We start from the raw sequence: 24,114 nt of genomic DNA, 5'->3' as shown, positions 1-24,114 counted from the left end.
TGATTTAACGCAGATACTGTGATACCGCATCAATAACCAGTGACTGCAATGAGACATTATGAGCAGCCGCATACGATTTCACATCACGTTTCCAGTCAGCGGGCACGCGAACTGACAACATCACATCACCATCAACGACATCATTTAACTGGGATACCGAGCGACGCTCAACCGGACGGAAAACACTATCACGAACATTCATTTTTTACCACCCACCAACAAGTCAGAGAATACAGAACCATACTCATACAGTTTCGGCGGACGCATGCCGAACGCGTTCTTAATCGCCTGACGCTTCCACACAGCATCACTGAACCGAGGCACACCAGCATCATCCAATGAGTCAACCGTCAACCGGAACGACACAGTATTACGCTCACACCGAGTCAACAAAACACGGGACACAGCCGATGGATTCAACGACTTCATGGTTTCATACGTCTGCTGAACATCCAGAGGACTATCCGATGAAGGAACGATAATCATGTCCGCGACTGACAGCGCCGCATTCAACGCCAACCCATCAGCCGGGCAGTCAATAACCGAGAGGCAATCATCAGGAATCCGGGACACCGAGCGGACATTCGCCGGAATCACATCGAACGGCAATGGCTTATCATCCGATGCAAGGTCATACCAAAGAGTCGCGGAACCCTGCGGGTCAGCGTCATACAATCTCACAGGGATACCACGCATCCACGCCGCCATGCACAGATACACAGCCGAGGTTGTTTTCGCGCAGCCACCCTTCCTATTCGCAATCGCGATACGCAATCACACCACCATCCTTTCAAGAGGTGACGTGACCATAGCTCGAGGTCAGCATGAATGCAAGCTGACAATTTAGAGATAGGGATGCCGGTGAAGTCACCTCCACCGGCATCCCAAATGTTCACTATTTTTCGACCACATACTATGGCACAATCACGGCGTGTCGCGAGCATTTTGTGCCACGACTAACACCTACTGCCATCAGTGTTTGCTTACATTGAATTTGAATTCGACGATGTCACCGTCCTGCATGACGTAGTCGCGGCCTTCCTGGCGGAGCTTGCCTTCCTCCTTGATCTTCGTCATGGAGCCGTCGGCAGCCACGAAATCGTCATAGGAGACGATGTCGGCCTTGATGAAGCCCTTTTCGAAGTCAGTGTGGATCACGCCGGCGGCCTGCGGGGCGGTGTAGCCCTTGTGGATCTGCCATGCGCGCACTTCCTTCTCGCCTGCGGTGAGGAAGGTGGACAGGCCGAGGGTGTCGTAGCCGACGCGTGCCAGCTGGTCGAGACCGGATTCCTCAAGACCGGCGTCGGCGAGCATTTCGCGCGCGTCGTCCTCGTCGAGTTCGGTCAGGTCGGCCTCGAATTGCGCGTTGAGGAAGATGGCCGGAGCCGGAGCCACGGAGGCGGCGAGCTTGTCCTTGAGCTCCTGGTTCTGCAGCTCGGAATCGTCCACGTTGAACACGTAGATGAACGGCTTGGCGCTCATCAGGTGCAGGTCGTAGACGGAGTCCTTATCGAAGCGGCCTTCGCGGGCGGCCTTGTCGATGGTCTCACCGGCTTCGAGGATCTCCTTGGCCTGCTTGACGGCGTCCATGTAGGCCGGCTCGATCTTCTTGCCGCGCAGATCCTTCTCCAGCTTCGGCAGCGCGTTTTCGATGGTCTGCAGGTCGGCGAGGATGAGCTCGGTGTTGATGGTGTCGATGTCGTCGGCCGGATCGACCTTGCCGTTGACGTGGACGATGTCGTCGTCTTCGAAGGCGCGCACGACCTCGCAGATCGCATCGGCCTCACGGATGTTGGCGAGGAACTTGTTGCCTAGGCCTTCGCCTTCGGAGGCGCCCTTGACGATGCCTGCGATGTCCACGAAGGTGACGGTTGCCGGCACGATCTTCTCGGTGTGAACCAGCTTGGCGAGCACCGGCAGGCGCTTGTCCGGCAACGGCACGATGCCGGTGTTCGGTTCGATGGTGGCGAATGGATAGTTTTCCGCCAGCACGTTGTTGCGGGTCAATGCGTTGAACATAGTGGACTTGCCGACGTTCGGCAATCCGACGATTCCAATAGTAAGAGACATGATTCCTTAGCTTAGTATCAGGCTTCGATGGCGTCGACGGCTTTGATCACGGCACCGCGGAACGCGCTCTCCTCCAATGAGGCCACACCCTTGATGGTGGTGCCTCCCGGCGAGCAGACGGCATCCTTCATCGCACCGGGATGGGTTTCGTTCGCCAGATACAGAGCACCCACGCCCTCCACCATCTTCGCCGCCAGACGGTAGGCGGTGGCGCGTTGCAAACCATACTTCACGCCAGCATCGCCAAGCGCCTCGATGTACATGTCGGTGAAGGCAGGAGCACAGCCGGCAATGCACATGCCGATACCCATATGCGCGGAATCGACGCGTTCGATGAGGCTGATCGACGAGAACAACCGCTCGAACACCTCCGTTTGTCCGGCGGTCAGCGTGTTGTCGGTTTCCGTGACGAGCACGCCTTTGCCGACGGCCATCGGCGTGTTCGGAATGGTGCACTGGATGTGCATCGCGCCGAAATCGGCGCCGAACAGTTCACGGTATTTGGCGAGATCCCAGCCTGCCGCAATGGATACGACGAATGTGCTTTCGTTGGCGAGCGCGCCGGCGATTGGTTTGATGACGCTTTCGATCTGGTACGGTTTGATGGCGATGATGACAACGTCGGCCGCGTCTGCGACTTCGGCAGCGGTGCGCAGCGGTGTGGCACCAACCTTCGCCGTGGTTTTCTCCAGTTTGTCGTAATGCGCGGCGCACGCCACGATGTCAGTACCGTCGATTGCACCTGCCGCGACAAGTCCTTCGGCAATGGCCTGTGCCATGTTGCCGTATCCGATGAATCCGATGGTTGGGTTGGACATGGTTTCTCCTTGTTGTTCCCGGTTCTATTTGATATCGATATATGGATGGATTGTCTGTGTCAGAACAGTTCTTCCAGATCTCCCCTGTTCAGTGCTTCGTTGAACAGGCGTTTGAAGACCACGGAACCATGCACGCCGTCATGCTCGAATTCGTTGGTGGTCCAATAATGTGAACGACCGACGCGGGACAGCGTGTCGAGCTGCAATCCAGAATCTACGTACATGTCGTCGAAATAGACGGCAGCCTGCAGCGGAACCTCATTGCGCGCCAACTGGTCGGCATCGTAGATCGTGCCGAAATGCGTGTCTTCCATAAGCACGTCCATGGCTGGTTTGAACGGACGCAACGCACGTTCCTGCTCGAACATCCACGGGAACATGGCCTCGCCGGTGAAATTAAGCGGACGGATGTCACCCGCGAATTCCGGATGCTCGCCGCGCACGCGCTGGGCGGCCCAGCAAATCGGCGTTTCCAGCTCGCCGTTGGCGTAGATGAACTCCTGCAACGGCCAGTACAGCGGGCGAGACGAGGTCGCATCCATCACGGAAGACAGGAATTCGTCAGACAGTTCCGCCGAGGTCGAGGCCGAACCGTCGCCGTCGAGGAATGCCTGGTCAAGAATCCAATGCACGCGTTCGAAACTTGGCTTCATGCCGAAATCGGATCCCAAGCATTGGAAGCGTTCCACCGTGAGCGGATCGCCGTTCGGCAATGCGACCTTGCGCGACTGCAGAATGTCGGCGACGGCCGCGGCACGTTCGACATCGATCGGGTAACGCTCGTAGAACTGCTTCGTCTTTGCCGCCATGCGCGGGAACGTATGACGGTACACGTCGGTCGCATCGGCGGGAACATGAGGAATGCCGCCCGTGGTGAAACTGGCGATAACCCCTTGCGGGAACAGCGAAAGATACGTCAGCGTCAGGAATCCGCCATAGCTTTGACCAAGCGTGGCCCAACGTGCGCCCCCGAATTCGGTACGACGCAGATGCTCGAAATCACGAACGATCGAATCGGCGAGGAAGCGCTTCAAAAACGCGGCACCGGCCTTGCCGCCGCCATCCATGCCCTCAATCACATGCGTATCGACACGAGACGAACGCCCAGTACCACGTTGATCCGGCAACACCACACGGAAATGCTTGATGGCCTCCTCAATCCAACCATCGGAACTTGGACCGAGCGGACGGGGGCCGGAACCACCGGGACCACCCTGCAGGAACACGAGCAGCGGAAGATCATCATGCACATGTTCGGGAGCGGTGACCACACGGTAGAACAGGCTGATTGATTCGCCATCGAACCCATGACCGGGCTCGTGGCCCGTCCAATCCAACGGCACCTTGATGGAACGATCCTCAATATGCAATCCGGGCACGTAGTATTCGCTCAGCAACGTCATGCATTCACCTTCCCTTTGGCGTCATCGGCATGTTCAATGCGGGTAGTGACTTCTTGATGGCTTCCATCCCACCCACATGCGGAGACAACCTTACCTCACAAAAGCGGCTTTATCCTGCCGCTATTTCATTCCCGCGCATGATGGCGTCACAGCATATCTGGCGCTAGGGTGGAACGTATGTCGAATCTCAAGCAGCGTCTCTTGTCGTGGATGCATGGTCATGTCTTCGCAGGCGATCTCATCATCACGCTTGTCATAGGTGTTCTGCTGTTCGGCGTGACCGGCGGCATCACCTATAATCCGGGATTGCTGTTTGACCTTAAGCCTTCCACGCAGATGGCATGGGAAGCGGCAATGCTTATCCCGCTGCTGATCCGTCGATGGCGGCCGCAGACCGGAGCGTTGCTCTGCGTGGCATTGACCTTGGCGCATCTCATATTCGGCCCTTGCCTGTTGGGCGCCGATATTCTGGCATTGTTCATGCTGTATTCGGTGATCGTCTACGGCAATCCCAAAAACACGAAAGCCTTCATTATTCTGGCGTTGTCCATCGGTCTTCTGGCTTCGGCGCTGGCGGCATGGACCATGTCCAATGGACCGCTGCTCACCGGAGGCAAAGTGCATACATGGAGCAGCTGGAATGGCTCAAATCCGAATGGCGTTATGGCCACGGAAGACACTCTCGGTTCCATCTACACAGGAACATCCATGTCGGAAGTTGCCGACATGATGGCGCAATACATGCTGGTGCTGACGCCGATTTTCGAAGTATGCATTATTTCCACCGTCATTGTAGCGTTCTGGCAGCGCGCCCGTCTGGCAACCGTTCGCATGATGCGGGAACGCAATGAGGCAATCGCCGCGCGAGACCAGGATGAACGCGATATCGCCGCGTTGGCGGAACGCGCACGCATCGCACGTGACATGCACGATGTGGTGGCGCACACCCTGTCAATCATCATCGTGCAGTCTGACGGCGGTCGCTATGCAGGCACGCATGATCCCGCGGTTGCCAGAAACACCATGGAGACGATTCGACACGAATCGGAACGCGCACTGCATGACATGCAACGTCTTCTGGGAGTATTCGGGGGTTCACCGCACGCCGATTATAACGATATCGGCAATCTTGTGGAACAAGCGCAAAACGTCTCCCCCGACATTCGAATCCGACGGAATATCACCGGCACCGCCAGCCCAGAACAACTCAGCGAACAAGCCTCGATAGCTTCCTACCATGTAGTGCAGGAGGCGCTGACGAATATCCGCAAGTATGCGGGGCCGCACGTCGATGTACATATTGAAGAGTCATGGAACAACGGTTTGCTCACTGTGACCATCACCGACAATGGTCATGGCGCGGCGGCCAATATCGACGGGCATACGCCAGGTTACGGCCTGCTGGGCATGAAGGAACGCATCGAATCGGCCGGAGGCTCATTGCAGGCTGGCCCCCGACTCGGCGGAGGCTTCGAAGTCATGGCCACCCTGCCTTACGGCGGTAAAGAACAGGTGACAGACGAAACCGGCGAACAGTATGCCCCGGAACAGTCCGAATCGTGCAACACAACTGCCATATCCAGCACAGCGGAATTATCCGACGAAGCAATCGCGCCTCACACAGCCGTCAACATATCGGCGCGAATCCCGGATCAGCCATCGGAGCAGACGCAGGAAACCAACCAACCGACCGGTCGCGATCATCGTTCGAATGCCCTGCAACATTTGCGCATCACCGCACCCAATCTGCATGATTTGCTCAAATCGTTGAAACTGAAATCCGTAGAATTTGCAAATACATCCAATTCGCGAGGGCCGAATTGGGTGGAACGTGTTTCCGCATGGACGCAGCACCATTATGTGCTCATGGATTCCGTTGGTGCCGTGGTATTGGTCATGCTGCTGAATCGCATGTCGATTACGTTCCTTTTTGATAGTTCACCTCTTGCGCAGCTCTCTCATGCGATCGCCACCTGCTGCATATTGGCGCTGTCCCTTCGACGCAGGTTCCCCGAGACTTGCGCGCTTATTGTGTTCGTATTGTCAGTTGTGCAATTGTTGTTTTTGGGATCGATTGAGGTTGGACATATCGTAGCGTCGCTGTGCGCTCTGTATTCAGCCGTATTGTATGGACGCGAACACGCATGGCGTTGGACCGGTCCTGCCGCTGTCACCTGTTCGGTGCTGATGGGCTTGAAAATCGCGGCCGATCAACACGGATACATTACCTTGTTCGGCGCCATCACCGCTTCCGTGGGCCTGACAAAACCGGTTTCAGCCGCGTCAAGCAGTACTGCGGCGTTCTTTACCGGCGTTATGTATACGGTTGCGGTGTTGATACTGTGCGCCGGCATTATGGCATGGGCACGTTGGACTCGCTCCAGTGATTCAAACGCACTGGTGTTGCAGGCGCGAGAGGAAGCGCTGGTGGCCGAGCAGGAGAAGCAGCGTATTCTCGCGGCGAATATGGAACGCGACCGTATCAGTGCCAGCATTCAGGCTGAAGTCACCGCCACGCTGAACAGCGTGATTAGTCAAGCCGTCGATGGTATCCGCATGTTGGACGCTGCCGAAGCACAAGGCAAAGAGCCTACCGCCGACGAGATTTCCGCAGCGTTCAAAGCCATCGGAGAACAGGGGCGCGCCGCGCTTAAGCGTATGCGCGAACTGCTCGGAGTGCTTCGTGAGACTGGTTTCAGCGATGACGCTCATGCCGGTAGCGCGAGCGAACTGCAGTTGAGGCCCGCAGCACCGCTAGAGGAGCAGCTGCAGCGCGCGTCTCGATAGCCGGTTCAAGTTTTTCAGGGAGATTTAAGGGGTTGTTTCGCGCTGTGAGCGGAACGATGCCGATAAGGTGGAGAGTATGAGTGAAGAACAGAAGATTCGTGTGGTCATCGCCGATGATCAGGAATTGGTGCGTGCCGGTTTCGCGATGGTGATCGGCTCGCAACCGGATATGGCGGTTATCGGCCAGGCGCGCGATGGCGCGGAAGCGGTGGCTTTGGCGGAGACGTTGCATCCCGACGTGGTGCTGATGGATGTGCGTATGCCCGGTGTGGACGGCATTGAGGCGACACGTCGGATCAGCGCGTTGCAGCATCGTTTCGCACCTGACGGAAGCGCGCTTGACGATGCGCATACCCGTGTGATCATTCTGACGACGTTCGATTTGGACGAATACGTGATGGCCGCGATCAACGCCGGCGCGTCCGGTTTCCTGCTGAAGGACACGGAACCGGAGACGTTGCTCAATTCGATTCGCACCGTGTATCAGGGCAACGCCATCATCGCTCCGTCCGCCACGAAACGGCTTATTGAAAAAATGATGGATGGCAGTTTCGCAAGCGCTGCCACCACTCAACCCGCTTCCGTCACGTCCACTTCCGTTTCAATGGCGCCGGCGTATACCGATCCGGAATTGGACGAACTGACCGACCGCGAGCGCGAGGTGCTTATTGAGATCGCACATGGTCTGTCGAATCAGGAAATCGCGGACAAGCTGTTCATCAGCCTGCCTACCGTGAAAACGCATGTCGCGCATATTCTGTCGAAAATCAATGCGCGCGACCGCGTGCAAGCCGTCGTGTTCGCCTATGAAAACCATCTCGTATAAAATCTTCATAAAACGTATTCGGCAACAAAAATGCTCCTTCTTTCGAAGGAGCATTTCGTTTATCGCCTAAGCTTCAGCGAGCGCCTCAACAGGCCGAACCGTAAAGCGGGAAGCCTGGTAGGCTTCCCGTAGGTGAGGTGAGCGGCTTGCCGCGAAGGCCGCCAGTTGAGGTGCTAAGCTTCTGCGAGCGCCTCAACTGGCGGCACCCTGACCGCCCGACGGGCAGGTGCGATGCTGGCCAGCAACGCTGCCACAGCCGCCACGGCAAGCACAATGCCGTTGATTCCCCATTCGAATGGGAACGCCACGGTGCCGTACAGACTGAACACCACGTATGCGCCCAGCCAACCGAACAATGTGCCAAGCAGTATGCCGGCAAGGCCTGAGACTACGGAGATAAGCAGCGCTTCGATGGCGAGTGATGCCCGTAGCTGGCCGCGGGTCATGCCGATGGCGCGCAGAGTGGCCGATTCGCGGGTGCGTTCAATCACCGATAGGGACAGCGTGTTGGCCACGCCGACAAGTGCGATGAGCACAGCCACAGCGATCAATCCCACCAGAAGCATCATCATGGAGTCGATCATCTTCGCCCATACGATGCGTTCGGCGATCGGTCCGGTCACTGTCGCATCAGTGCTCTTCTCCAATGCGGCCTGCATGTCGTTGTAGATGCCGTCAACGGAAACTCCCGACTTGTCAGTATCCGCCTTGACCAGCAGCACATGGGTGGCGGCATCGAGGTCACCATTGGTGAAATGGCTTTCATCCACGAATCCGACAGCTCCATACTGTGCGGATACGCGACGGTAGTCGGCTTGGTTTGCTTGCAATGTCAGCGAACGCGTAGCGTCGCCGTCCTGGTTCCATTCGGTGGAGAAATCAGCCGTGCCATTGGCGAACTGCAGTTCCTTACCGGTTTGCGCATTGTATGTTGGCATGAGCACGCTATCACTGTCGATGGAGGCGTTACCCAAGTTGGCACGCATGACCTGTTTGACCTGATCGATGTTCTTCACGCCGACCAGCAATGCGGACGTAGGCTGGGTTCCATCCGCTTTCTCCAAGGTCACGGAAACCGCCGGCGCATACAACGTGTCGGACACGCCGTTGATGTCGGCTACATCCTTGACCATTTGCTGGCTGATGTCATCGCCCATGGCCACGATGTCGACGCTATAACGGGTGGCGAGCGCACCATTCATAGTCTCTTTGGCGCTGGCGGCACCGGTTGCGATGGTGGAAACCAGGGTGACGCCGATGAGCAGAGCGGCACCGGTTGCTGCGATGCGTCGCGGATTCTTCTGAATGTTGGCGTGCGCAACCGTTGCGGAAGGGCCTGTCAGCGAGGCCAACGCTCCAACTCCCTTCATGAGGGCCGGCATCCAGAACACCGCGGTGACCACCATTCCGAGGAATACCAGTGCGGCGCCGGCGATGGCTACGAGCAGAATCATCGTGAATTGATCGCTGCTCGCATTCTCGCCGCCATTGGTGGCCGGTACCCGCCAGATGGAAAATACCACCATGGCGATACCGACCACCACCATCAGAATACCGATTATGGCTCGCGTGAGGCTGGAACGACGGTTGTCGGTCAGTTCAATCGGGCGCAATGCCTCCAATGGCGTCACCGCAGTAGCGGAACGTGCGGATCCCAGGGATGCGAGCACCGTCACCACAATACCGAAGAGAATAGGTATGACGGCGGCCTGCCAAGAGAAATTGAATCGCATACCCTCTTGCATGATGTTGCTGACGCACATGCCCCACATGAGCAGACTTCCCAGCACCACGCCAAGCACGGATGCGACGAAGCCAAGCACTGCCGCTTCGAACAGCACGGAACCATACAGCTGGCCTTTTTTCGCGCCGATGGTGCGCAGCAAGGCGAGTGTGCGGCGGCGTTGCGCCACGAGTACTTGGAACGTGTTGGCGATCACCAGTGCCGCCACGAACATGGCAAGCACGCCGAAGCACATGAGGAATGTGGTGACGATGCTGGTTTGGTTGCCGGTTAAGGATTTGATGCTTTCGTCACTGACCTGCTGTCGCGACATCAGATCGAAATGCTTTGGCAGCAACGCTTTCACACTGTTGATGGTTTTTGCGGATACGCTATTTCCATCCAAGGCAAGGTCGAGGTATACCATTGTTGTTCCGGTGGTGTCGAAATCGTCCGTTCCCTGCATTGCGGCAAGCAGATTGTCGGATCCTACGATCGCACCACCATAGTACGAGTAGGCGCCGTTCGGATCGGAGGTGAGTCCGACCACGCGCACGTTGTCCACTTTGGCTTTGCCATCGGTGCCTACCGCATATTGGGAGGTCAGTCTTACAGTGTCGCCAATGCCGACGTTCAGCTGTTTCGCCATGTCTTCCGGCAGTGCGACTTCGTTGGAGTCCTTCGGCTGGTCCCCTTCCGTAATATTCACGGGAAGCATGTTCTTCTGTGCCGCGGTAGAGATGATCTCGCCGCTGATGGCGCTGTCCCCCCTGGAAACGCTGACGCCGGTTTCCACCGAGGCGCGGACGCCGTCAACCCCTTCGATGCCGGCGATCTGGTCGAGATGGAAGTCGCCGACAGTGCTGGAGTACGCTTCGTTGAGTTCCTCATCGCTCAGGTCGGAGCTGTTGACGGTCACCGCATAGTTGGCGTTTCCGAACATGGCGGTCATCTGCCGTGTCAGGGAGTCGTTCATGGCATTGCCGAACAGGAAGGTGCTGGCGATGAACGCCGTGCCGATCATGATGGCGATGCCTGCGGGTATGAGCATGCGCTTGGTTTTTCGCATGAGTTTCAAAGTGATGGACCACATGGTTAATTCTGTTTCCTTCTTCGAATGCTTCTACAGTGCGTTTAGCGGGAATGTCTCACGGAAGCCACATTCATTGTGGCGGCTTCGCGTTCCTTCATCAGCAGTTCACTCATCTGGTCTGCTGTCGGCTTGTTCACGTCCGCCACGATCTGGCCGTCGGCGAACACGAGCGCACGGTCGGCGTAAGACGCGGCGACCGCATCATGCGTGACCATGATGATGGTTTGGCCAAGTTCGTTGACGGAACGTTTCAGGAAGCTCAGCACTTCGGCGCTTGATACAGAGTCAAGATTGCCGGTGGGCTCGTCTGCGAACACCAGTTTCGGTTTGGTGATCAATGCTCGCGCGATGGCCACACGCTGCTGTTGGCCTCCCGATAGTTCGTTCGGACGATGGTTAAGACGTTCCTTAAGGCCAAGCGTTTCCACCAGCAGACGCAACCACTGTCGGTCTGGTTTCGCTCCAGCCAAGGTCAAGGGCATGAGAATGTTCTGTTCGGCAGTAAACATCGGCAGCAGATTGAAGCTTTGGAAGATGAAACCGATCTGATGGCGGCGCAGCAGGGTGAGCTGGTCGTCGTTCATGCGGGTCAGATCCTTGCCGTCGAACATGACGTGTCCGCTAGTGGCCGAATCAAGTCCGGCCAGCGTGTGCATCAACGTGGATTTGCCAGAGCCGGAAGGGCCCATGATGACGGTGAATTTTCCTTGTTCGAAGGCGATATTGACGTCACGTAACGCATGCACCGCGTTGCTTCCGGAACCGTAGTCCTTGACAAGATCGATGGCTTCAATGGCAGTGTTATTGGCTTTGATGGCGTCCCTGATGTCCATGGAAGTTCCTTTCTTTGCGAAGTTACTTCCAACATACGGAACATTCGACGTCAACGGCATCATGCGTTGGTCTGAAATCCTGCTGAACCGCGACTCATCCTTGAGTATGAGATCAACGCGGGAACAGCGAAAACTGGATGATCAGAAACCATGTTCCAAGCATCGGGCAATCGTCAATCGCCTAGCAATACGCCTTCGTGCGGCGGCTCAAGCCAATACGACTCCTTTTCCACACTGACGGTGGACGCCCACCAGGTCTGTTCCACGCCTGGCAATGGGCGAATGGATTCGTCCACCACGCGCCATAGGTCCTCATCGTTGTCGGCGATGATTTCAATCAGGTAATCGGCACCGTTCAATCCGACACCACTCATCGCGTACGTCACTTCGTCGATGGCCAGAAGCTGTTCGGAGTCAAGCCGATATGGAGGTTTCACTCCAAGTCCGAGGAATGCCTGTCGGAATCCTCCCAAACGCATGGGGCTTACCGTGGCCATAATGCGCATCACGCCGGAATCTTCGAGTTTTTTGATGCGGCCGCGAATCGCCGTATGGGTCACGCCGAGACACTCCCCCAACGACGCATAGCTGGCCCTGCCGTCCTTCTGCAGTTCGTTGAATGTGTGCACGAACCGTGGATCCAGACGATGCGAGGGAATATCGGTGCCGACACTCGCCTCGCGTTTGGTCAGGAAGCCGGTTTCGCCATGCGCGGCGAGCAGACGGTTCACCACGCTGACATTGTGGTCATCAAGCACCAGCCGTCCGCATGAGAACACCTGCAGACGGGACAATCCCGGCAACGCGCGCAGACCATGTTTGAGGAAATGATCCATGCCTTCAGCCGAATACACCACAGCCTCAGCGATGATGTCGGCATCCCCCAGAGCGCAGACCACGTAGGTGACCTGTGGCATGGATTGGAGCATGGCAAGAGCCTCATCCCTGCTCCCGTCGAGACGAAGTCCCACCAGCACCTGGCTGTAATTGCCCAGACTCAATGGATTGCACACCGGGACGATGCTCATGATGCCGGATTCAGTAAGCCTGCGGTAGCTTTCCGTAGCCGCGTAGACGGAAATGCCGATTTTGTCGGCAAGCGCCTGCATGGTCATACGGCCGTCGCATTGCAATGCCGAGACCACTTTCAGATCGCGGGCCGAAATCACGGGCCTTCGCTCCCCGTATGCCATCATCCGACCTCAGTAATGCAGCATCAACCAGACACTGCCGGCCGTCGCGGCCATGGTCAGCACGAGAATAAGCCAATCGACGACACGCATCGTCAGTTTCACGCGATATGTGCGTTTGGCTCCCTGAAGGTTGAGGCCACGCGATTCCATGGCCCACCCCACGCTTTGGCTCATCTTGTATGCGCGGATCAGCACCGCGATGAGTATCGGCAAATACGATTTGCATCGAGCGCCTATACGCACGAACACGTTGCGCTTGTTGCCGGAGGCATCGGTCTTGCCGCTCAGGTCGAGTCCGCGGGCGCGCTGAGCTGCCGAAACGGATTGCCAGATGGAGAAGAACACCGGAATGTAACGCAATGCGGTGGCGATGGTGAGACCGGCCTTGTACGGCATTCCCAGCGAGGTGAATCCCCGGATCAGTCTGGTCTGGCTGGTGGTGAACAGGGTGAGGAAGCATGCGAAGCCAAGAGCCGGGATGCGCAGACCCATCACCGCGGCCATCAGCAGGTTCTCCTGCGTGAGTTTCAGCCATCCCCACTGCCAGAGCACATGCGTGCCGGACGGGTCGAAAATCGGCCAGAGCACCACGATGAACACGATGATCACGGCGAGGATCTTCCACACCCAGCCTATGCGTTTCAACGGCACACCATCGGTGATGAGCATCAGATGTTCGATGATCAGCACGTCGAGGATGAACGCCCAATTACGCCATATCAGGCATAGCACCAGCATGACCGTGGAAATCAGGAATTTCACACGCGGGTCGGCACGGTGCAGCCATCCGTCGCCTGGCACATACAGATCGGCGTCCATCAGCGTCCTTCCTTCCGTTGTTCATCGACTTTCGGCAGCGCATGCGTCGCCGAGACCGGACCTTTGGCCTTGTTCTTCCTAAGCGCGGTCTTCGGTTGCGGCTCCCGCGTCTCCTCCGATCTGTCGATCGGACCGTATTGCACGATTTTCCCGTCCTTCAATTCCAACACGTGTGTGCAGTAGCGATATACGGCACGCATGTCATGACTGATCATGATGACGGTGACGCCGCGCTGGTGGAGTTTTTCTACGGCGCCGAGGAATCGTGCGGCCAGCCGGTGGTCGAGCCCCGCGGTGGGCTCGTCGAGCACAAGAATCGGCGTGCGCATGGCCAGCACGGAGGACAGCGCCACCGCGCGTCTCTCGCCATAGCCGAGCGTGGCCGGCGAGATGTCCTCGTAGCGATGCAGGTCGAACAGGATCATCATCTCTTCGACGCGTTTGTATACGGTGGCGCAGTCCAGTCCAAGCGCGGTCGGCCCGAACCCGATCTCATCCTTGATGGTGGAGCAGAAGATCTGATGGTCGGGATTCTGGAACACGAATCCGACGCGGGCGGCCATTTCTCCGACGCCGTGCTTGGACACGTCAAGACCATCCACCGTCACGGTGCCCTGTGTCGGCTTGAGCAATCCGTTCAGATGCTTGGCAAGAGTGGTTTTGCCGGAACCGTTGCGTCCGATGAGGCCGACGAACGAACCACGTTCGATGTCCACGGACACATCGTCCAAAGCCTTCGTCGCGTTGCCGCCCCGCTCGTACCGGTAGGACACATGGTCCAGGCTGATAATCACGTTCCCGTTTTTGGCCGGGGTCTCGGACTCGGACACGTCCTTGGATCCGTCCCGCTTCCCCTTTCCACTGGTGCGGACGGCCCTGACCACGGGCAGAGGACCATCCGAGACCTGCACGCCAGCGGATTCCAGCAATCCCCTCTCACGGGTGAACAGGCTGGCATCGCTGTTGCGCACCACCTCACCGTTGACCATGAACAGCACCTGGTCGGCCCAGTGGGCGATATGCTCAGTATCCTGCTCCGCCATAATCACCGTCATGGAACGGGTCTGGCGGATGCGCTCGAGCACGTCGAAAACCTCTTGCTTGCCTTCCGGGTCAAGTGCCGCGGTCGGCTCGTCGAGCACGAGCACATCGGGTTCCGCCGCCAATGCGGCCGCGATGGCCACTCGCTGCATCTGCCCGCCCGACAGGCTGGTCGGCACGCGCTTGCGATATCCGGTCATGCCGACCAGATCGAGCATGATGTCAATCTGTCTGTCGATGATGTCTGGCGCGAATCCGCGGTTCTCCAAAGGAAAGGCGATTTCATCCTCGACGCTTGCGCAGAAGAGCTGTGATTCGGGATCCTGCTGCACATACCCGACGCGTTCGGACAACGCGGATACCGAATGGCGGCTGGTGTTCATGCCATTGACCTCCACCAGACCGCTCATGGTGCCATCGGCCAGATTCGGGATGATGCCGGCCAACGCCATGCATAGCGTGGATTTGCCGGCGCCCGTGGGGCCGATGATTCCCACGAACGACCCCGACTTGATGTCGAAGCTGACATGCTTGAGGCTATTCGCCGGCCTGCCGCCATCAGCCAGCGGCGCGTACTGCCAATTCAAATCACGTACCGTGATCATGCGCTTTTCTCCATATCCTCAGCACATCAGCCCATTGCACCGGCCGTGGACACGACCAATACGGATACTATATGAGTAAAGACGTATAAAAAACCCGTGGAATCGCCGTTCACCGGTGAACCCACGGGCTTTTTGCATCCGAATAATAATGTATCACTCACTGGCCTTGACACCGAGACCACCGAGTCGCACCAGCGGCGGATAGGCCTTGCGCATCGCCGAGAACAACGCGAAGCCGACAACCAGACCGACCGCGGCCTGCAGGCAATTTCCTGGAATATCCACCAGAGCAGGACCCATTCCGGAAAGAATCCAGCCTGCGATGAAATAGCCGAACACCTTCCAAGCTCCCGCCGCGACGGAGCCGACGATGATGCTGACCGGCTCGAACCGCCGAACCAGGAATCCCACCAGCAGCGCCTGCACGCCATCAATGACGAGCGTGAAGATAGCCCACTGCGGATAACCGCTGATCAGATCCGACAGCGCCGGGCCAAGACCACCAATGATACCGCCGACCCACGGTCCGAACGCATACGCGCTGAAATAAATCATCGTGTCGGAAAGATTCAAATATCCTTTGCCCGGGGTCGGCACCTTCACGAACATTGCCACCACCGTGGTGACCGCGGTCATGATGGCGATCAATGGAATGGTGTTGGTCCGAATCGCCTTCGAGACGCCCTTCTTGACGTCCTGTGCCATAATCCAACCTTCTCTCTCTTTGTCTCGCCGAATCGTCAGAATCGGAACATCGTCGACGCTATGGAGAGGAATCACTGGCGATTCCATCCCAACCATCGGATCCCGACATTGCCTGCCGGAACAATCCGGAATCCTAACCCGTCCACATTACAAGCATAAAAACATGGAAACGGACGGCTCACAACACCCCCTTCTCATGGTGTCGCGAGCCGTCCGACACGGCTGTCCGGATTGGCTTACTTGGCCAGGCCGGATTCGCGCAGGGCCTTGAAGCCGCCCTCGAGATCATCGATGATGTCGTCGATGTTCTCCAGGCCGATGGACAGGCGGATGGTGCCCTGGTGGATGCCCTGGTCCTCAAGCTCCTCCAGGGTCTCCTGGGAGTGCGTGGTGGAGGCCGGGTGAATCACGAGGCTCTTGGCATCGGCCACGTTGGCCAGCAGGCTGAACAGGTGCAGGTTGTCGATGAACACGCGTGCCGCGTCCTTGCCGCCCTTGATGTCGAAGGTGAAGATGGAGCCGCCGCCGTTCGGGAAGTACTTCTTGTACAGCTCGTTGTCCTTGCGGCCTTCGATGGACGGGTGGGAGATGGATTCGACCTCCGGCACGGTCTTGAGGTAATCGATGACCTTGAGGGCGTTCTGCACGTGGCGCTCGACGCGCAGGGACAGGGTCTCGGTGCCCTGCAGCAGCAGGAACGCGGCAAACGGGGACAGGGTGGCGCCGGTGTCGCGCAGCAGGATGGCGCGCACGCGGGTCACGAAGGCGCTTCCGCCCAGGGCCTCGTAGAAGTTCAGGCCATGGTAGGACGGATCAGGCTCGGTGAGGGTCGGGAACTTGCCCGGCACCTCGGCCCAGTTGAACTTGCCGCCTTCCACGATCACGCCGCCCAGGGTGGTGCCGTGGCCGCCGATGAACTTGGTGGCGGATTCCACCACGATGTCGGCGCCGTGCTCCAACGGACGGAACAGGTACGGGCTGGCGAAGGTGTTGTCCACGATCACCGGCAGGTGGTGCTTATGGGCGATGGCGGTGATGGCCTCGAAGTCCGGCAGGTCGGCGTTCGGGTTGCCAAAGGTCTCGAAGTAGACGAGCTTGGTGTTCTCCTGGATGGCATCCTCGAACTCCTGCGGATTCTCTGCGGAGACAAAGGTGGTGTTCACACCGTCACGCGGCAGGGTGTGACGCAGCAGGTTGAAGGTGCCGCCGTACACGTTCTTGGCGGCGACGATGTGGTCGCCGGACTGGGTGATGTTACGCACCGCGTATTCCACGGCGGCCGCGCCGGAGGCGACGGCAAGACCCGCGGTGCCGCCTTCGAGGGCTGCGATGCGGTCCTCGAACACAGCCTGGGTGGAGTTGGTCAGACGACCGTAAATGTTGCCTGGGTCGGCCAGTCCGAAACGGGCCTCGGCATGGTCGAAGTTATGGAAGACGTAGCTGGTGGTCTGGTAGATCGGCACCGCGCGGGAGTCGGTGGCCGGGTCGGCCTGCTCCTGGCCGACGTGCAGCTGCAGCGTCTCGAAGCGGTAGTTCTTGTTCTCTGCCATGGTGTCGCTCCTTGTGTGAGGTTTCGTTTGTTCTCGTCTTCGCCGGTCATTCGTCCTGCCGTGCAGGTGGCTGGCCGGCTGTTGGTAGCGACAATAAGCCGGACTGCGGGCGCGACGCAAGCCGGACGTTATCGCACTTGCCTATATCCCTTTATAAACCGTTGGAATCATTGATTTCCCATGCTTGGCAACCATTGAAAACACGCATGCGAAAATCCGCGACACGCCGATATCCCACATGCCGTCGATCCGGCCGTCGGCAACGTCGTGTGACAGAACCGCGCCGAGGTCACGCCACCGGCTAAAGTCAGGTGCAGACAATCGCGAAAGAGGTGTTGATATATGAGCGATGAGATTCTGTATGACCGAGATCCACGGTACATTCCCCGCGTGGCCGCGGTGCATGACATGTGCGGCTACGGCAAGTGCTCGCTGACCGCGGCCATTCCGATTCTGTCGGCGGCCGGCTGCGATGTCTGCCCCGTCCCGACGGCGCTGTTCTCCGCGCATACGCGCTATAAGGTGTTCACATTCCATGACACGACCGAGATTCTGGACGGATATCTGGACGCGTGGCGGCAGGAGAGCGTCGATCTGGACGGCGTCTATTCCGGTTTCCTCGGCTCCGCGGACCAGGTCGCGATCATCAAGCGCCTGTATGAGGAATATCCGCATGCCCTGCGATTGGTGGATCCAGTGATGGGCGATGGCGGAGAGATCTACGCCACCTACACTCCCGAGCTATGCCGTGCGATGGGCACGCTGGTGGACGGCGCGGACGTGCTGATGCCGAATCTGACCGAGGCCTCCATTCTGACGGGATGCGAGTATCCGGGGCAGGACATCGACGACGCCCAGGTTGATGCTTTGCTCGACGCCCTGCTCGACGCCGGTGCGAGGAACGTCGTGCTCAAGGGCATCGACCGTGGCGATGGCAAAATCCGCAATTACGTCGCATCCGCGTCCACGGGCGCCGCCGGCAAGCAGGAACTCGCACATGACAAGCTGCCATTCATGACGCATGGCACCGGTGATGCGTTCGCTTCGGCGCTATGCGGAGCGGTGATGGCAGGACGTCCGTTGGCCGAGGCGGCCGATATCGCCGGCGAGTTCGTGCGGCATGCGATGGAAAGCACGCAGTATCAGCCGAATCATGAGGAACGTGGCGTGAGCTTCGAACTTGACCTCGGTGAAATGACCAATCTGGTTCAGCGCTGACATCCCCGGCGCTCCGTCTCTCCGCGATGGGTCCGGGCACGACGCGGTGGATGAGTGTGGATAACGCGGATTCATCCACCGTCCATCCACAACACGCCCGGATCCATACAAGTTATCCACATTGGCCGGTCGGCCTTGTCATATGCGGTCGCAGTCTGTTGGACTGGGGCCATGAACCTTTCATCACCGCACAATGTTCCGCCCAAAGCACGCTCCTCGGAGCAGCTTCTCGATTCCCTATCGCGACGGATGCGCGATAATTCGTTGCGCTCACGACAGATCGGCGATCTCGGAGAGCAATATGCTGCCGCATGGCTGGAAAGCCACGGCTGGCACACGCTCGACCGCAACTGGCATTGCCGCTATGGAGAGCTCGATGTCATCTCGCGAGACCCCATGGGCCAGATCGTCTTCGTCGAGGTCAAGACCAGACGGACGCTACGCTATGGCACGCCTCAGGAGGCGGTCACCGCCTCCAAGCAGATCAATCTGCGCCACGCCGCCGTGCAATGGCTGTCGGACCCCGAACATCGCATGCCGCACAACGGCGTGCGCTTCGATGTCATCACCATCGTCGTGCAGGGGGATCATCCGCTGCTGCACCATATCGAAGGAGCGTTCTGATGGCCATCGGCAGCGCGCTATCCGTGGGGCTAATCGGATTGAAGGCCTTCATCATCCAAATCCAGGCCTTCGTCTCCCCCGGACTTCCCTATTTCTCTATCATCGGGCTTCCCGACACCTCCTTGTCAGAAGCGCGCGAGCGTGTCAAATCGGCATGCCAGGCCAGTGGCTTCAAATGGCCGGAGACGCGAGTCACGGTCAATCTCTCGCCCGCCTCCATGCCAAAGAAAGGGTCCTCGCATGATCTGGCGATCGCGGCCAGTGTGCTCAGCGCCTCCGGCGCGATCGCCCATGACTGTCTCGCCGACACCATCGTGCTGGGCGAGGTGAATCTCGACGGAACGGTGCTTCCCATCAACGGTCTGCTGCCGATCATGCTGCATGCGAAGGAACAGGGCATTGCGAAGATCATCGTTCCACACGCCAACCTGGAAGAGGCGCGTCTCATTCCCGATGTCCAGGCGATTGGTGTGCGTCATGTCGGAGAGCTCATCGAATTGATGGGCGGCGTCGCGGAATACACGATTCCGGACAGCATGCGCGGCATGGACGCCGACGCCGATGGCATGGCCATCTGTCCTCCGCCCGGGGACATGAGCGAGGTGATGGGGCAGCATGCCGCCAAATGGGCATTGGAGGTGGCAGCGGCTGGAGGCCACCACCTGATGATGACGGGTCCACCCGGCACCGGCAAAACCATGCTCGCATCCAGACTTCCCGGCATTATGAGTCCACTGAACGAGGACGAACAGCTCGAAGTGGCGTCGATCCGTTCGCTCTGCGGCACGCTTCCCGGATACGGCATCAGCGTCGTTCCGCCGTTCGAGGCGCCCCACCATACTGCATCGACCGCCGCCTTAGTCGGAGGCGGCGCGGGATTGGCCCAACCAGGCGCGATAACCCGCGCGCATCGCGGCATCCTGTTCATGGACGAGGCTCCGGAATTCTCCGCCAGGACGCTGCAGACGCTGCGCGAACCGCTGGAATCAGGCTATGTGGCGATTTCCAGAGCGAAAGGCACCACGTACTATCCGGCGCGTTTCCAGCTGGTCATGGCCGCGAATCCCTGCCCATGCGGCTACGCGTACGGCAACGGCGAACGCTGCACCTGCAGGGAGAAGGATCGCATCAAATATTTCAGCCGTCTTTCCGGCCCGATCCTCGACCGCATCGACATCCAGATTGAAGTACCGCCGGTGGAGCGCATCGTCTCCGGAACCAAGCCGTCCGGAGATTCGAGCCACGACATACGTCTGCGCGTCATGGTCGCGCGTCAGACGGCGCAGGAACGGTTCCACGAATACAAATGGACCTGCAACGCGCAGGCAACCGGCTCATGGCTCAGGGCCAACACGTCGATCAAAGCAATCGAATTGGTCAACCGCGCATTGGCGAGCGAACGGCTGAGCCTACGAGGAGCGGACCGGGCCATGCGTCTTGCGTGGACATTGTCCGATCTGGTGGGAAAGACCTCCCCCGGACCGGAGGAGATGATGCAGGGAATATCCATGAGGACGAAGCTGACATGACCGCGACGACTATAGACGATGAGACTTTGGCCCGCGCTGTGCTGACCTTCTGTCTGGACAGCGCCGATGCGATGATGTATGCGCTGATCAAAGGCACCGGTTCTGCCGCAAGCGCATTGCAGCTGATCGCCGATAGCGGACCGGGTAACCATGAAGGCGTGGTGGCCGCGGCATGTTCCGCTTTGGACGCGGCGTTCATCAACGGCATCACGCGTTGGGGACGCACCATCAACGCCCGCGGCATGGCCTCGTTCCATGGATCGTTGGTGTCATGGCAACAACGTCTGACGCTTCTCCCTTGCAAGGATCCGGATGAATTGCGCGATTGGTTCACCGTAGGCGGCTCGCAATGGATCATCGCCCCTCATCACCCGTGTTGGCCGGATCAGCTGGCCGATCTGTCGTTGCACACCGATTGGGCGGCCCCGTTATGTCTGTGGGGCAAGGGCGACCCTCAGGCGTTGGTGTCATGCTCCGCACCGGTCGGCATAGTCGGCTCGCGTGGCGTCGGCGACTATGGCAGACAGTGCGCGCATGAGCTGGCGCTTCATGCGGCGCGCGCCGGTCATCTGGTGGTGTCCGGTGGAGCGCTGGGAGCCGATGCGGCCGCCCATTGGGGCGCCATCCAGGCCATGGACGAGATGGGAGCCCCTCTTGCCGGACGCACCGTCGCCGTCTTCGCCGGAGGTCTGAACCACATCGGCCCGAAAAGCAACCAGCGCCTGTTCGAGCAGATCGAGAACCATTCGGGCGCTCTGATTTCCGAGCTGTGTCCGGGGACCGTGCCCGAGGCGAGACGTTTCCTGTTGCGCAACCGTCTGATCGCAGCGCTGTCGTCCACGCTGATCGTGGCGCAGGCGCGGGCACGATCCGGAGCGCTCAACACGGCAGGGTGGGCAAACGAACTCAACCGCAACCTTTTCGCCGTGCCGGGGGACGTCACCATGCCGCATAACACCGGCTGCAACCGTCTTATCCAAGAAGGCAAGGCCTCTATCGTCTGCTCGCTGACAGAGATCGACGAGCTCTGTCACGGCGCGCATCGGCCGGAATCCGTCGATGGTGCGGATGGCGGAGAAGATGAACGACGGGAGACGCCGTATGCCGGTTCCGGCACGACCGTGCTCAACGCCATCGGAATGTGCGGAACCAGCGGCAATGTTACCGCCGACGACGTGCTCGCCAAGCTTGACGAGACACACCCCGGCGAATATTCCGTGGCACGTGTCATGCGGGATTTGGGCTCATTGGAGCTTGAAGGCCTCATCGACGTGCGGTCCGGGCGGATCTCCATCATCGGACGTTGAGCGGACGGTTCCACGCGCGCGCATTCCCCCATCCGGCTTCGAAGTCATACCTTGTGCGAAAATCAGTGGTATGAGTCCGAAGCATGTTGAAGATATGTATGATGCAGTGATCGTCGGCGCGGGCGCGGCAGGCCTTTCCGCTGCGTTGGGGATGCTCCGCAGCGAGCGGATGCGCCAGATGAGAGCGTCCGGCATCGAGCCGAACGTTCTGGTGATTTCAAAGCTGCAGCCGTTGCGCTCCCACACTGGGGCCGCGGAAGGAGGTATCGCCGCCAGCCTCGGCAATATCGAGAAGGACGATTGGCACTGGCATTACTACGACACCGTCAAGGGCGGTGATTGGCTTGTCGACCAGGATGCGGCGAAGCTGCTCGCCCAGGAAGCTCCGGCAACGGTGATTGCGTTGGAGCATGCCGGCGTCGCTTTCTCACGCACCGAGGATGGGCACATCGCGCAGCGTCGGTTCGGAGGACATACCAAGGATTTCGGCAAGGAACCCGTCCGACGTGCCGCGTATGCGGCCGACCGTATCGGACATCAGATCCTGTTTTCGCTTTGGCAGCAATGCGTCGCCGAAGGCGTCGAATTCGCCGAGGAATGGTATGTGACCGATCTGGTGGTGTCCGAGGACCACGACAAGGTCGAAGGCGTGGTGGCATTCGACACGCATAAGGGCGAGACGCACGCCATCCACGCGCGCAATGTGCTGGTGGCCACCGGTGGCGCGGGACGCCTGTTCCATACCACGTCGAATTCATGGGACCTGACCGGCGACGGCATGGCTTTGGCCCTGTCCGCGGGTCTGCAGCTGGAGGATGGCGAATTCGTGCAGTTCCATCCGACCGGTCTTGCCCATACCGGCATTCTGCTGTCGGAGGCGGCACGCGCGGAAGGCGGCGTGCTGCGCAATGCCGATGGAGAGGCGTTCATGGAACGGTATGCTCCGTGGCATGCGGATCTGGCCGCACGCGATGTGGTGAGCCGTTCCATCATGGCTGAGATCGATGCCGGACGAGGGGTCGCCGATCCAAAGAATCCGGAAGGCCCGAAGGATTGCGTCTGGCTGGATATGACAGGCATCGACGCGGATCACATGCGCAAGGTCCTGCCACAGGTGGTGGAGACCATCGAAAAGTACGCCAACCTCGATCCGGCACATGACTATGTTCCCGTCAAGCCGACCGCGCATTACACGATGGGCGGCATCCCGATCACCACCGACGGCGAGGTCTATCGCTGGACTGACGGCGGACGAGCCATCGTGGAGGGTCTGTTCGCAGCCGGCGAATGCTCCTGCGTGTCGGTGCACGGCGCGAACCGTCTGGGTGGCAACTCCCTGCTGGACGCGTGCCTGTTCGGCACCCGTTCAGGCAAGGCTCTGGCCCAGCGAGTCGCCGATGACCCGGTGAACGATCCAACGGCCGAGCCATCCGACGAGACCGGCATCGACAAGGTCCGGCAGGCGGCCGACGAGCGTTCGGCGCAGATCAGGGATCTGCTGGTACAGCTGCCGGAGGATGACGAAGCCGCCCAGGACAATCCCTACCGGCTGCTGGCCGATTTGGGCTCCGTCATGGAACGGGCCGTCGCAGTGCGTTGCGACCAGCGCAGCATCGAACAGGGGCTGCATACGCTGAACGACGAGCTTACGCCGCGTGCCGAAGCGCTGCATGCGCATTCCGACTCCTCTGCATTCAATCAGGAGATCACCGCCATCTGGGAGGTGCGCCATCTGATTGAGCTCGGCAAGGCCGTGCTTTCCGCATCCGATGCGCGCCATGAGTCCCGCGGCTCGCTGAAACGCCTCGACTTCCCCGAACGCGATGACGAGCATTTCCTGGCCCACTCCATGACGGACGTCACCGGACAGGTCTCCTGGCAGTCGGTGCATATCGTGGATATGCCGCCGAAAGCCCGTGAATACTGACGCCTCTGGGCACGGCGTATGGCAGACTAGTTGACGGTTTTTC

19 protein-coding genes are annotated in these 24,114 nt (G+C 59.1%); 7 read left to right on the top strand and 12 right to left on the bottom strand.

The features are described 5' to 3' along the window. Positions 1 to 4: 4 nt before the first annotated feature. The 5 genes from OU26_RS10045 to OU26_RS04425 all read right to left on the bottom strand — a co-directional run bounded on the left by OU26_RS10045 (position 5) and on the right by OU26_RS04425 (position 4,291). Positions 5 to 202, bottom strand: a complete 198-nt coding sequence (locus OU26_RS10045) for a hypothetical protein (protein WP_152571315.1) — start codon at positions 200 to 202, stop codon at positions 5 to 7. After that, positions 199 to 774: a ParA family protein gene (locus OU26_RS04440; protein ID WP_026645719.1), complete on the bottom strand. Its 576-nt coding sequence runs from the start codon at positions 772 to 774 to the stop codon at positions 199 to 201. Before OU26_RS04440 ends, OU26_RS10045 begins: the two co-directional genes overlap by 4 nt. A 198-nt stretch (positions 775 to 972) precedes the next feature. Next, the gene (gene ychF, locus OU26_RS04435; protein WP_026645718.1) at positions 973 to 2,070 is read right to left on the bottom strand and encodes a redox-regulated ATPase YchF; all 1,098 of its coding nucleotides are present in this window, start codon (positions 2,068 to 2,070) and stop codon (positions 973 to 975) included. Between the two features lie 17 nt (positions 2,071 to 2,087). Beyond that, on the bottom strand, positions 2,088 to 2,888 hold the full coding sequence (proC, locus tag OU26_RS04430; protein WP_026645717.1) for a pyrroline-5-carboxylate reductase: 801 nt from the start codon (positions 2,886 to 2,888) through the stop codon (positions 2,088 to 2,090). A 59-nt stretch (positions 2,889 to 2,947) separates the two neighbouring features. Continuing rightward, positions 2,948 to 4,291, bottom strand: coding sequence for an alpha/beta fold hydrolase (locus OU26_RS04425; RefSeq protein WP_026645716.1), 1,344 nt, complete (start codon positions 4,289 to 4,291; stop codon positions 2,948 to 2,950). 177 nt (positions 4,292 to 4,468) lie between these two features. Here OU26_RS04425 and OU26_RS04420 point away from each other — a divergent pair, with 177 nt between their 5' ends. Then, positions 4,469 to 7,078, top strand: coding sequence for a sensor histidine kinase (locus OU26_RS04420; protein WP_026645715.1), 2,610 nt, complete (start codon positions 4,469 to 4,471; stop codon positions 7,076 to 7,078). Between the two features lie 76 nt (positions 7,079 to 7,154). Continuing rightward, a complete protein-coding gene (locus tag OU26_RS04415) occupies positions 7,155 to 7,904 on the top strand; it encodes a response regulator (protein ID WP_026645714.1) in 750 nt (249 codons plus the stop codon). Between the two features lie 173 nt (positions 7,905 to 8,077). On the opposite strand, the gene OU26_RS04410 is transcribed toward OU26_RS04415, so the two are convergent. The 7 genes from OU26_RS04410 to OU26_RS04380 form a co-directional block, all read right to left on the bottom strand. Beyond that, positions 8,078 to 10,720: an ABC transporter permease gene (locus tag OU26_RS04410; protein WP_026645713.1), complete on the bottom strand. Its 2,643-nt coding sequence runs from the start codon at positions 10,718 to 10,720 to the stop codon at positions 8,078 to 8,080. Between the two features lie 41 nt (positions 10,721 to 10,761). After that, positions 10,762 to 11,553 (bottom strand): ABC transporter ATP-binding protein, encoded by a 792-nt coding sequence (locus tag OU26_RS04405; protein ID WP_026645712.1) that lies wholly within the window; start codon positions 11,551 to 11,553, stop codon positions 10,762 to 10,764. A 173-nt stretch (positions 11,554 to 11,726) separates the two neighbouring features. Then, complete coding sequence (locus OU26_RS04400) at positions 11,727 to 12,746, bottom strand: Lrp/AsnC family transcriptional regulator (RefSeq protein WP_026645711.1); 1,020 nt, start codon at positions 12,744 to 12,746, stop codon at positions 11,727 to 11,729. A 9-nt stretch (positions 12,747 to 12,755) separates the two neighbouring features. Then, on the bottom strand, positions 12,756 to 13,565 hold the full coding sequence (locus OU26_RS04395; RefSeq protein WP_026645710.1) for an energy-coupling factor transporter transmembrane component T family protein: 810 nt from the start codon (positions 13,563 to 13,565) through the stop codon (positions 12,756 to 12,758). Further along, entirely contained in the window at positions 13,565 to 15,211 is a 1,647-nt protein-coding gene (locus OU26_RS04390; RefSeq protein WP_026645709.1) for an ABC transporter ATP-binding protein, read from the bottom strand. The genes OU26_RS04395 and OU26_RS04390 overlap by 1 nt, the downstream gene beginning before the upstream one ends. Before the next feature lie 153 nt (positions 15,212 to 15,364). Further along, positions 15,365 to 15,916 carry an ECF transporter S component gene (locus tag OU26_RS04385; protein WP_026645708.1) on the bottom strand — a complete coding sequence of 184 codons (552 nt, stop codon included), beginning with the start codon at positions 15,914 to 15,916 and terminating at the stop codon, positions 15,365 to 15,367. A 236-nt stretch (positions 15,917 to 16,152) separates the two neighbouring features. Next, on the bottom strand, positions 16,153 to 17,466 hold the full coding sequence (locus OU26_RS04380; protein WP_026645707.1) for an O-acetylhomoserine aminocarboxypropyltransferase/cysteine synthase family protein: 1,314 nt from the start codon (positions 17,464 to 17,466) through the stop codon (positions 16,153 to 16,155). A 342-nt stretch (positions 17,467 to 17,808) separates the two neighbouring features. On the opposite strand from OU26_RS04380, the gene OU26_RS04375 reads away from it, so the two are divergent. From OU26_RS04375 to OU26_RS04355, 5 genes are all read left to right on the top strand, one after another. After that, positions 17,809 to 18,684 carry a pyridoxamine kinase gene (locus OU26_RS04375; protein ID WP_026645706.1) on the top strand — a complete coding sequence of 292 codons (876 nt, stop codon included), beginning with the start codon at positions 17,809 to 17,811 and terminating at the stop codon, positions 18,682 to 18,684. A gap of 171 nt (positions 18,685 to 18,855) precedes the next feature. Beyond that, positions 18,856 to 19,308 (top strand): YraN family protein, encoded by a 453-nt coding sequence (locus OU26_RS04370; protein ID WP_026645705.1) that lies wholly within the window; start codon positions 18,856 to 18,858, stop codon positions 19,306 to 19,308. Then, positions 19,308 to 20,837 carry a YifB family Mg chelatase-like AAA ATPase gene (locus OU26_RS04365; protein ID WP_026645704.1) on the top strand — a complete coding sequence of 510 codons (1,530 nt, stop codon included), beginning with the start codon at positions 19,308 to 19,310 and terminating at the stop codon, positions 20,835 to 20,837. The genes OU26_RS04370 and OU26_RS04365 overlap by 1 nt, the downstream gene beginning before the upstream one ends. Next, a complete protein-coding gene (locus OU26_RS04360; RefSeq protein WP_026645703.1) occupies positions 20,834 to 22,144 on the top strand; it encodes a DNA-processing protein DprA in 1,311 nt (436 codons plus the stop codon). The genes OU26_RS04365 and OU26_RS04360 overlap by 4 nt, the downstream gene beginning before the upstream one ends. A gap of 70 nt (positions 22,145 to 22,214) precedes the next feature. Then, entirely contained in the window at positions 22,215 to 24,071 is a 1,857-nt protein-coding gene (locus tag OU26_RS04355) for an FAD-binding protein (RefSeq protein ID WP_026645702.1), read from the top strand. Positions 24,072 to 24,114: the final 43 nt, after the last annotated feature.

This window comes from Bifidobacterium ruminantium DSM 6489 (assembly GCF_000770925.1).
Lineage (GTDB): Bacteria > Actinomycetota > Actinomycetes > Actinomycetales > Bifidobacteriaceae > Bifidobacterium > Bifidobacterium ruminantium.
The sequence above is the reverse complement of the archived record's forward strand: the minus strand, read 5'-3'. Positions and strand labels throughout refer to the sequence as shown.

Excerpts from the sequence above, each read along its gene's own strand:
- OU26_RS10045 (WP_152571315.1), bottom strand. The coding sequence starts at position 202 with ATGAATGTTCGTGATAGTGTTTTCCGTCCGGTTGAGCGTCGCTCGGTA.
- ychF (WP_026645718.1), bottom strand. The coding sequence starts at position 2,070 with ATGTCTCTTACTATTGGAATCGTCGGATTGCCGAACGTCGGCAAGTCC.
- proC (WP_026645717.1), bottom strand. The coding sequence starts at position 2,888 with ATGTCCAACCCAACCATCGGATTCATCGGATACGGCAACATGGCACAG.
- OU26_RS04425 (WP_026645716.1), bottom strand. The coding sequence starts at position 4,291 with ATGACGTTGCTGAGCGAATACTACGTGCCCGGATTGCATATTGAGGAT.
- OU26_RS04420 (WP_026645715.1), top strand. The coding sequence starts at position 4,469 with ATGTCGAATCTCAAGCAGCGTCTCTTGTCGTGGATGCATGGTCATGTC.
- OU26_RS04415 (WP_026645714.1), top strand. The coding sequence starts at position 7,155 with ATGAGTGAAGAACAGAAGATTCGTGTGGTCATCGCCGATGATCAGGAA.
- OU26_RS04410 (WP_026645713.1), bottom strand. The coding sequence starts at position 10,720 with ATGTGGTCCATCACTTTGAAACTCATGCGAAAAACCAAGCGCATGCTC.
- OU26_RS04405 (WP_026645712.1), bottom strand. The coding sequence starts at position 11,553 with ATGGACATCAGGGACGCCATCAAAGCCAATAACACTGCCATTGAAGCC.
- OU26_RS04400 (WP_026645711.1), bottom strand. The coding sequence starts at position 12,746 with ATGGCATACGGGGAGCGAAGGCCCGTGATTTCGGCCCGCGATCTGAAA.
- OU26_RS04395 (WP_026645710.1), bottom strand. The coding sequence starts at position 13,565 with ATGGACGCCGATCTGTATGTGCCAGGCGACGGATGGCTGCACCGTGCC.
- OU26_RS04390 (WP_026645709.1), bottom strand. The coding sequence starts at position 15,211 with ATGATCACGGTACGTGATTTGAATTGGCAGTACGCGCCGCTGGCTGAT.
- OU26_RS04385 (WP_026645708.1), bottom strand. The coding sequence starts at position 15,916 with ATGGCACAGGACGTCAAGAAGGGCGTCTCGAAGGCGATTCGGACCAAC.
- OU26_RS04380 (WP_026645707.1), bottom strand. The coding sequence starts at position 17,466 with ATGGCAGAGAACAAGAACTACCGCTTCGAGACGCTGCAGCTGCACGTC.
- OU26_RS04375 (WP_026645706.1), top strand. The coding sequence starts at position 17,809 with ATGAGCGATGAGATTCTGTATGACCGAGATCCACGGTACATTCCCCGC.
- OU26_RS04370 (WP_026645705.1), top strand. The coding sequence starts at position 18,856 with ATGAACCTTTCATCACCGCACAATGTTCCGCCCAAAGCACGCTCCTCG.
- OU26_RS04365 (WP_026645704.1), top strand. The coding sequence starts at position 19,308 with ATGGCCATCGGCAGCGCGCTATCCGTGGGGCTAATCGGATTGAAGGCC.
- OU26_RS04360 (WP_026645703.1), top strand. The coding sequence starts at position 20,834 with ATGACCGCGACGACTATAGACGATGAGACTTTGGCCCGCGCTGTGCTG.
- OU26_RS04355 (WP_026645702.1), top strand. The coding sequence starts at position 22,215 with ATGAGTCCGAAGCATGTTGAAGATATGTATGATGCAGTGATCGTCGGC.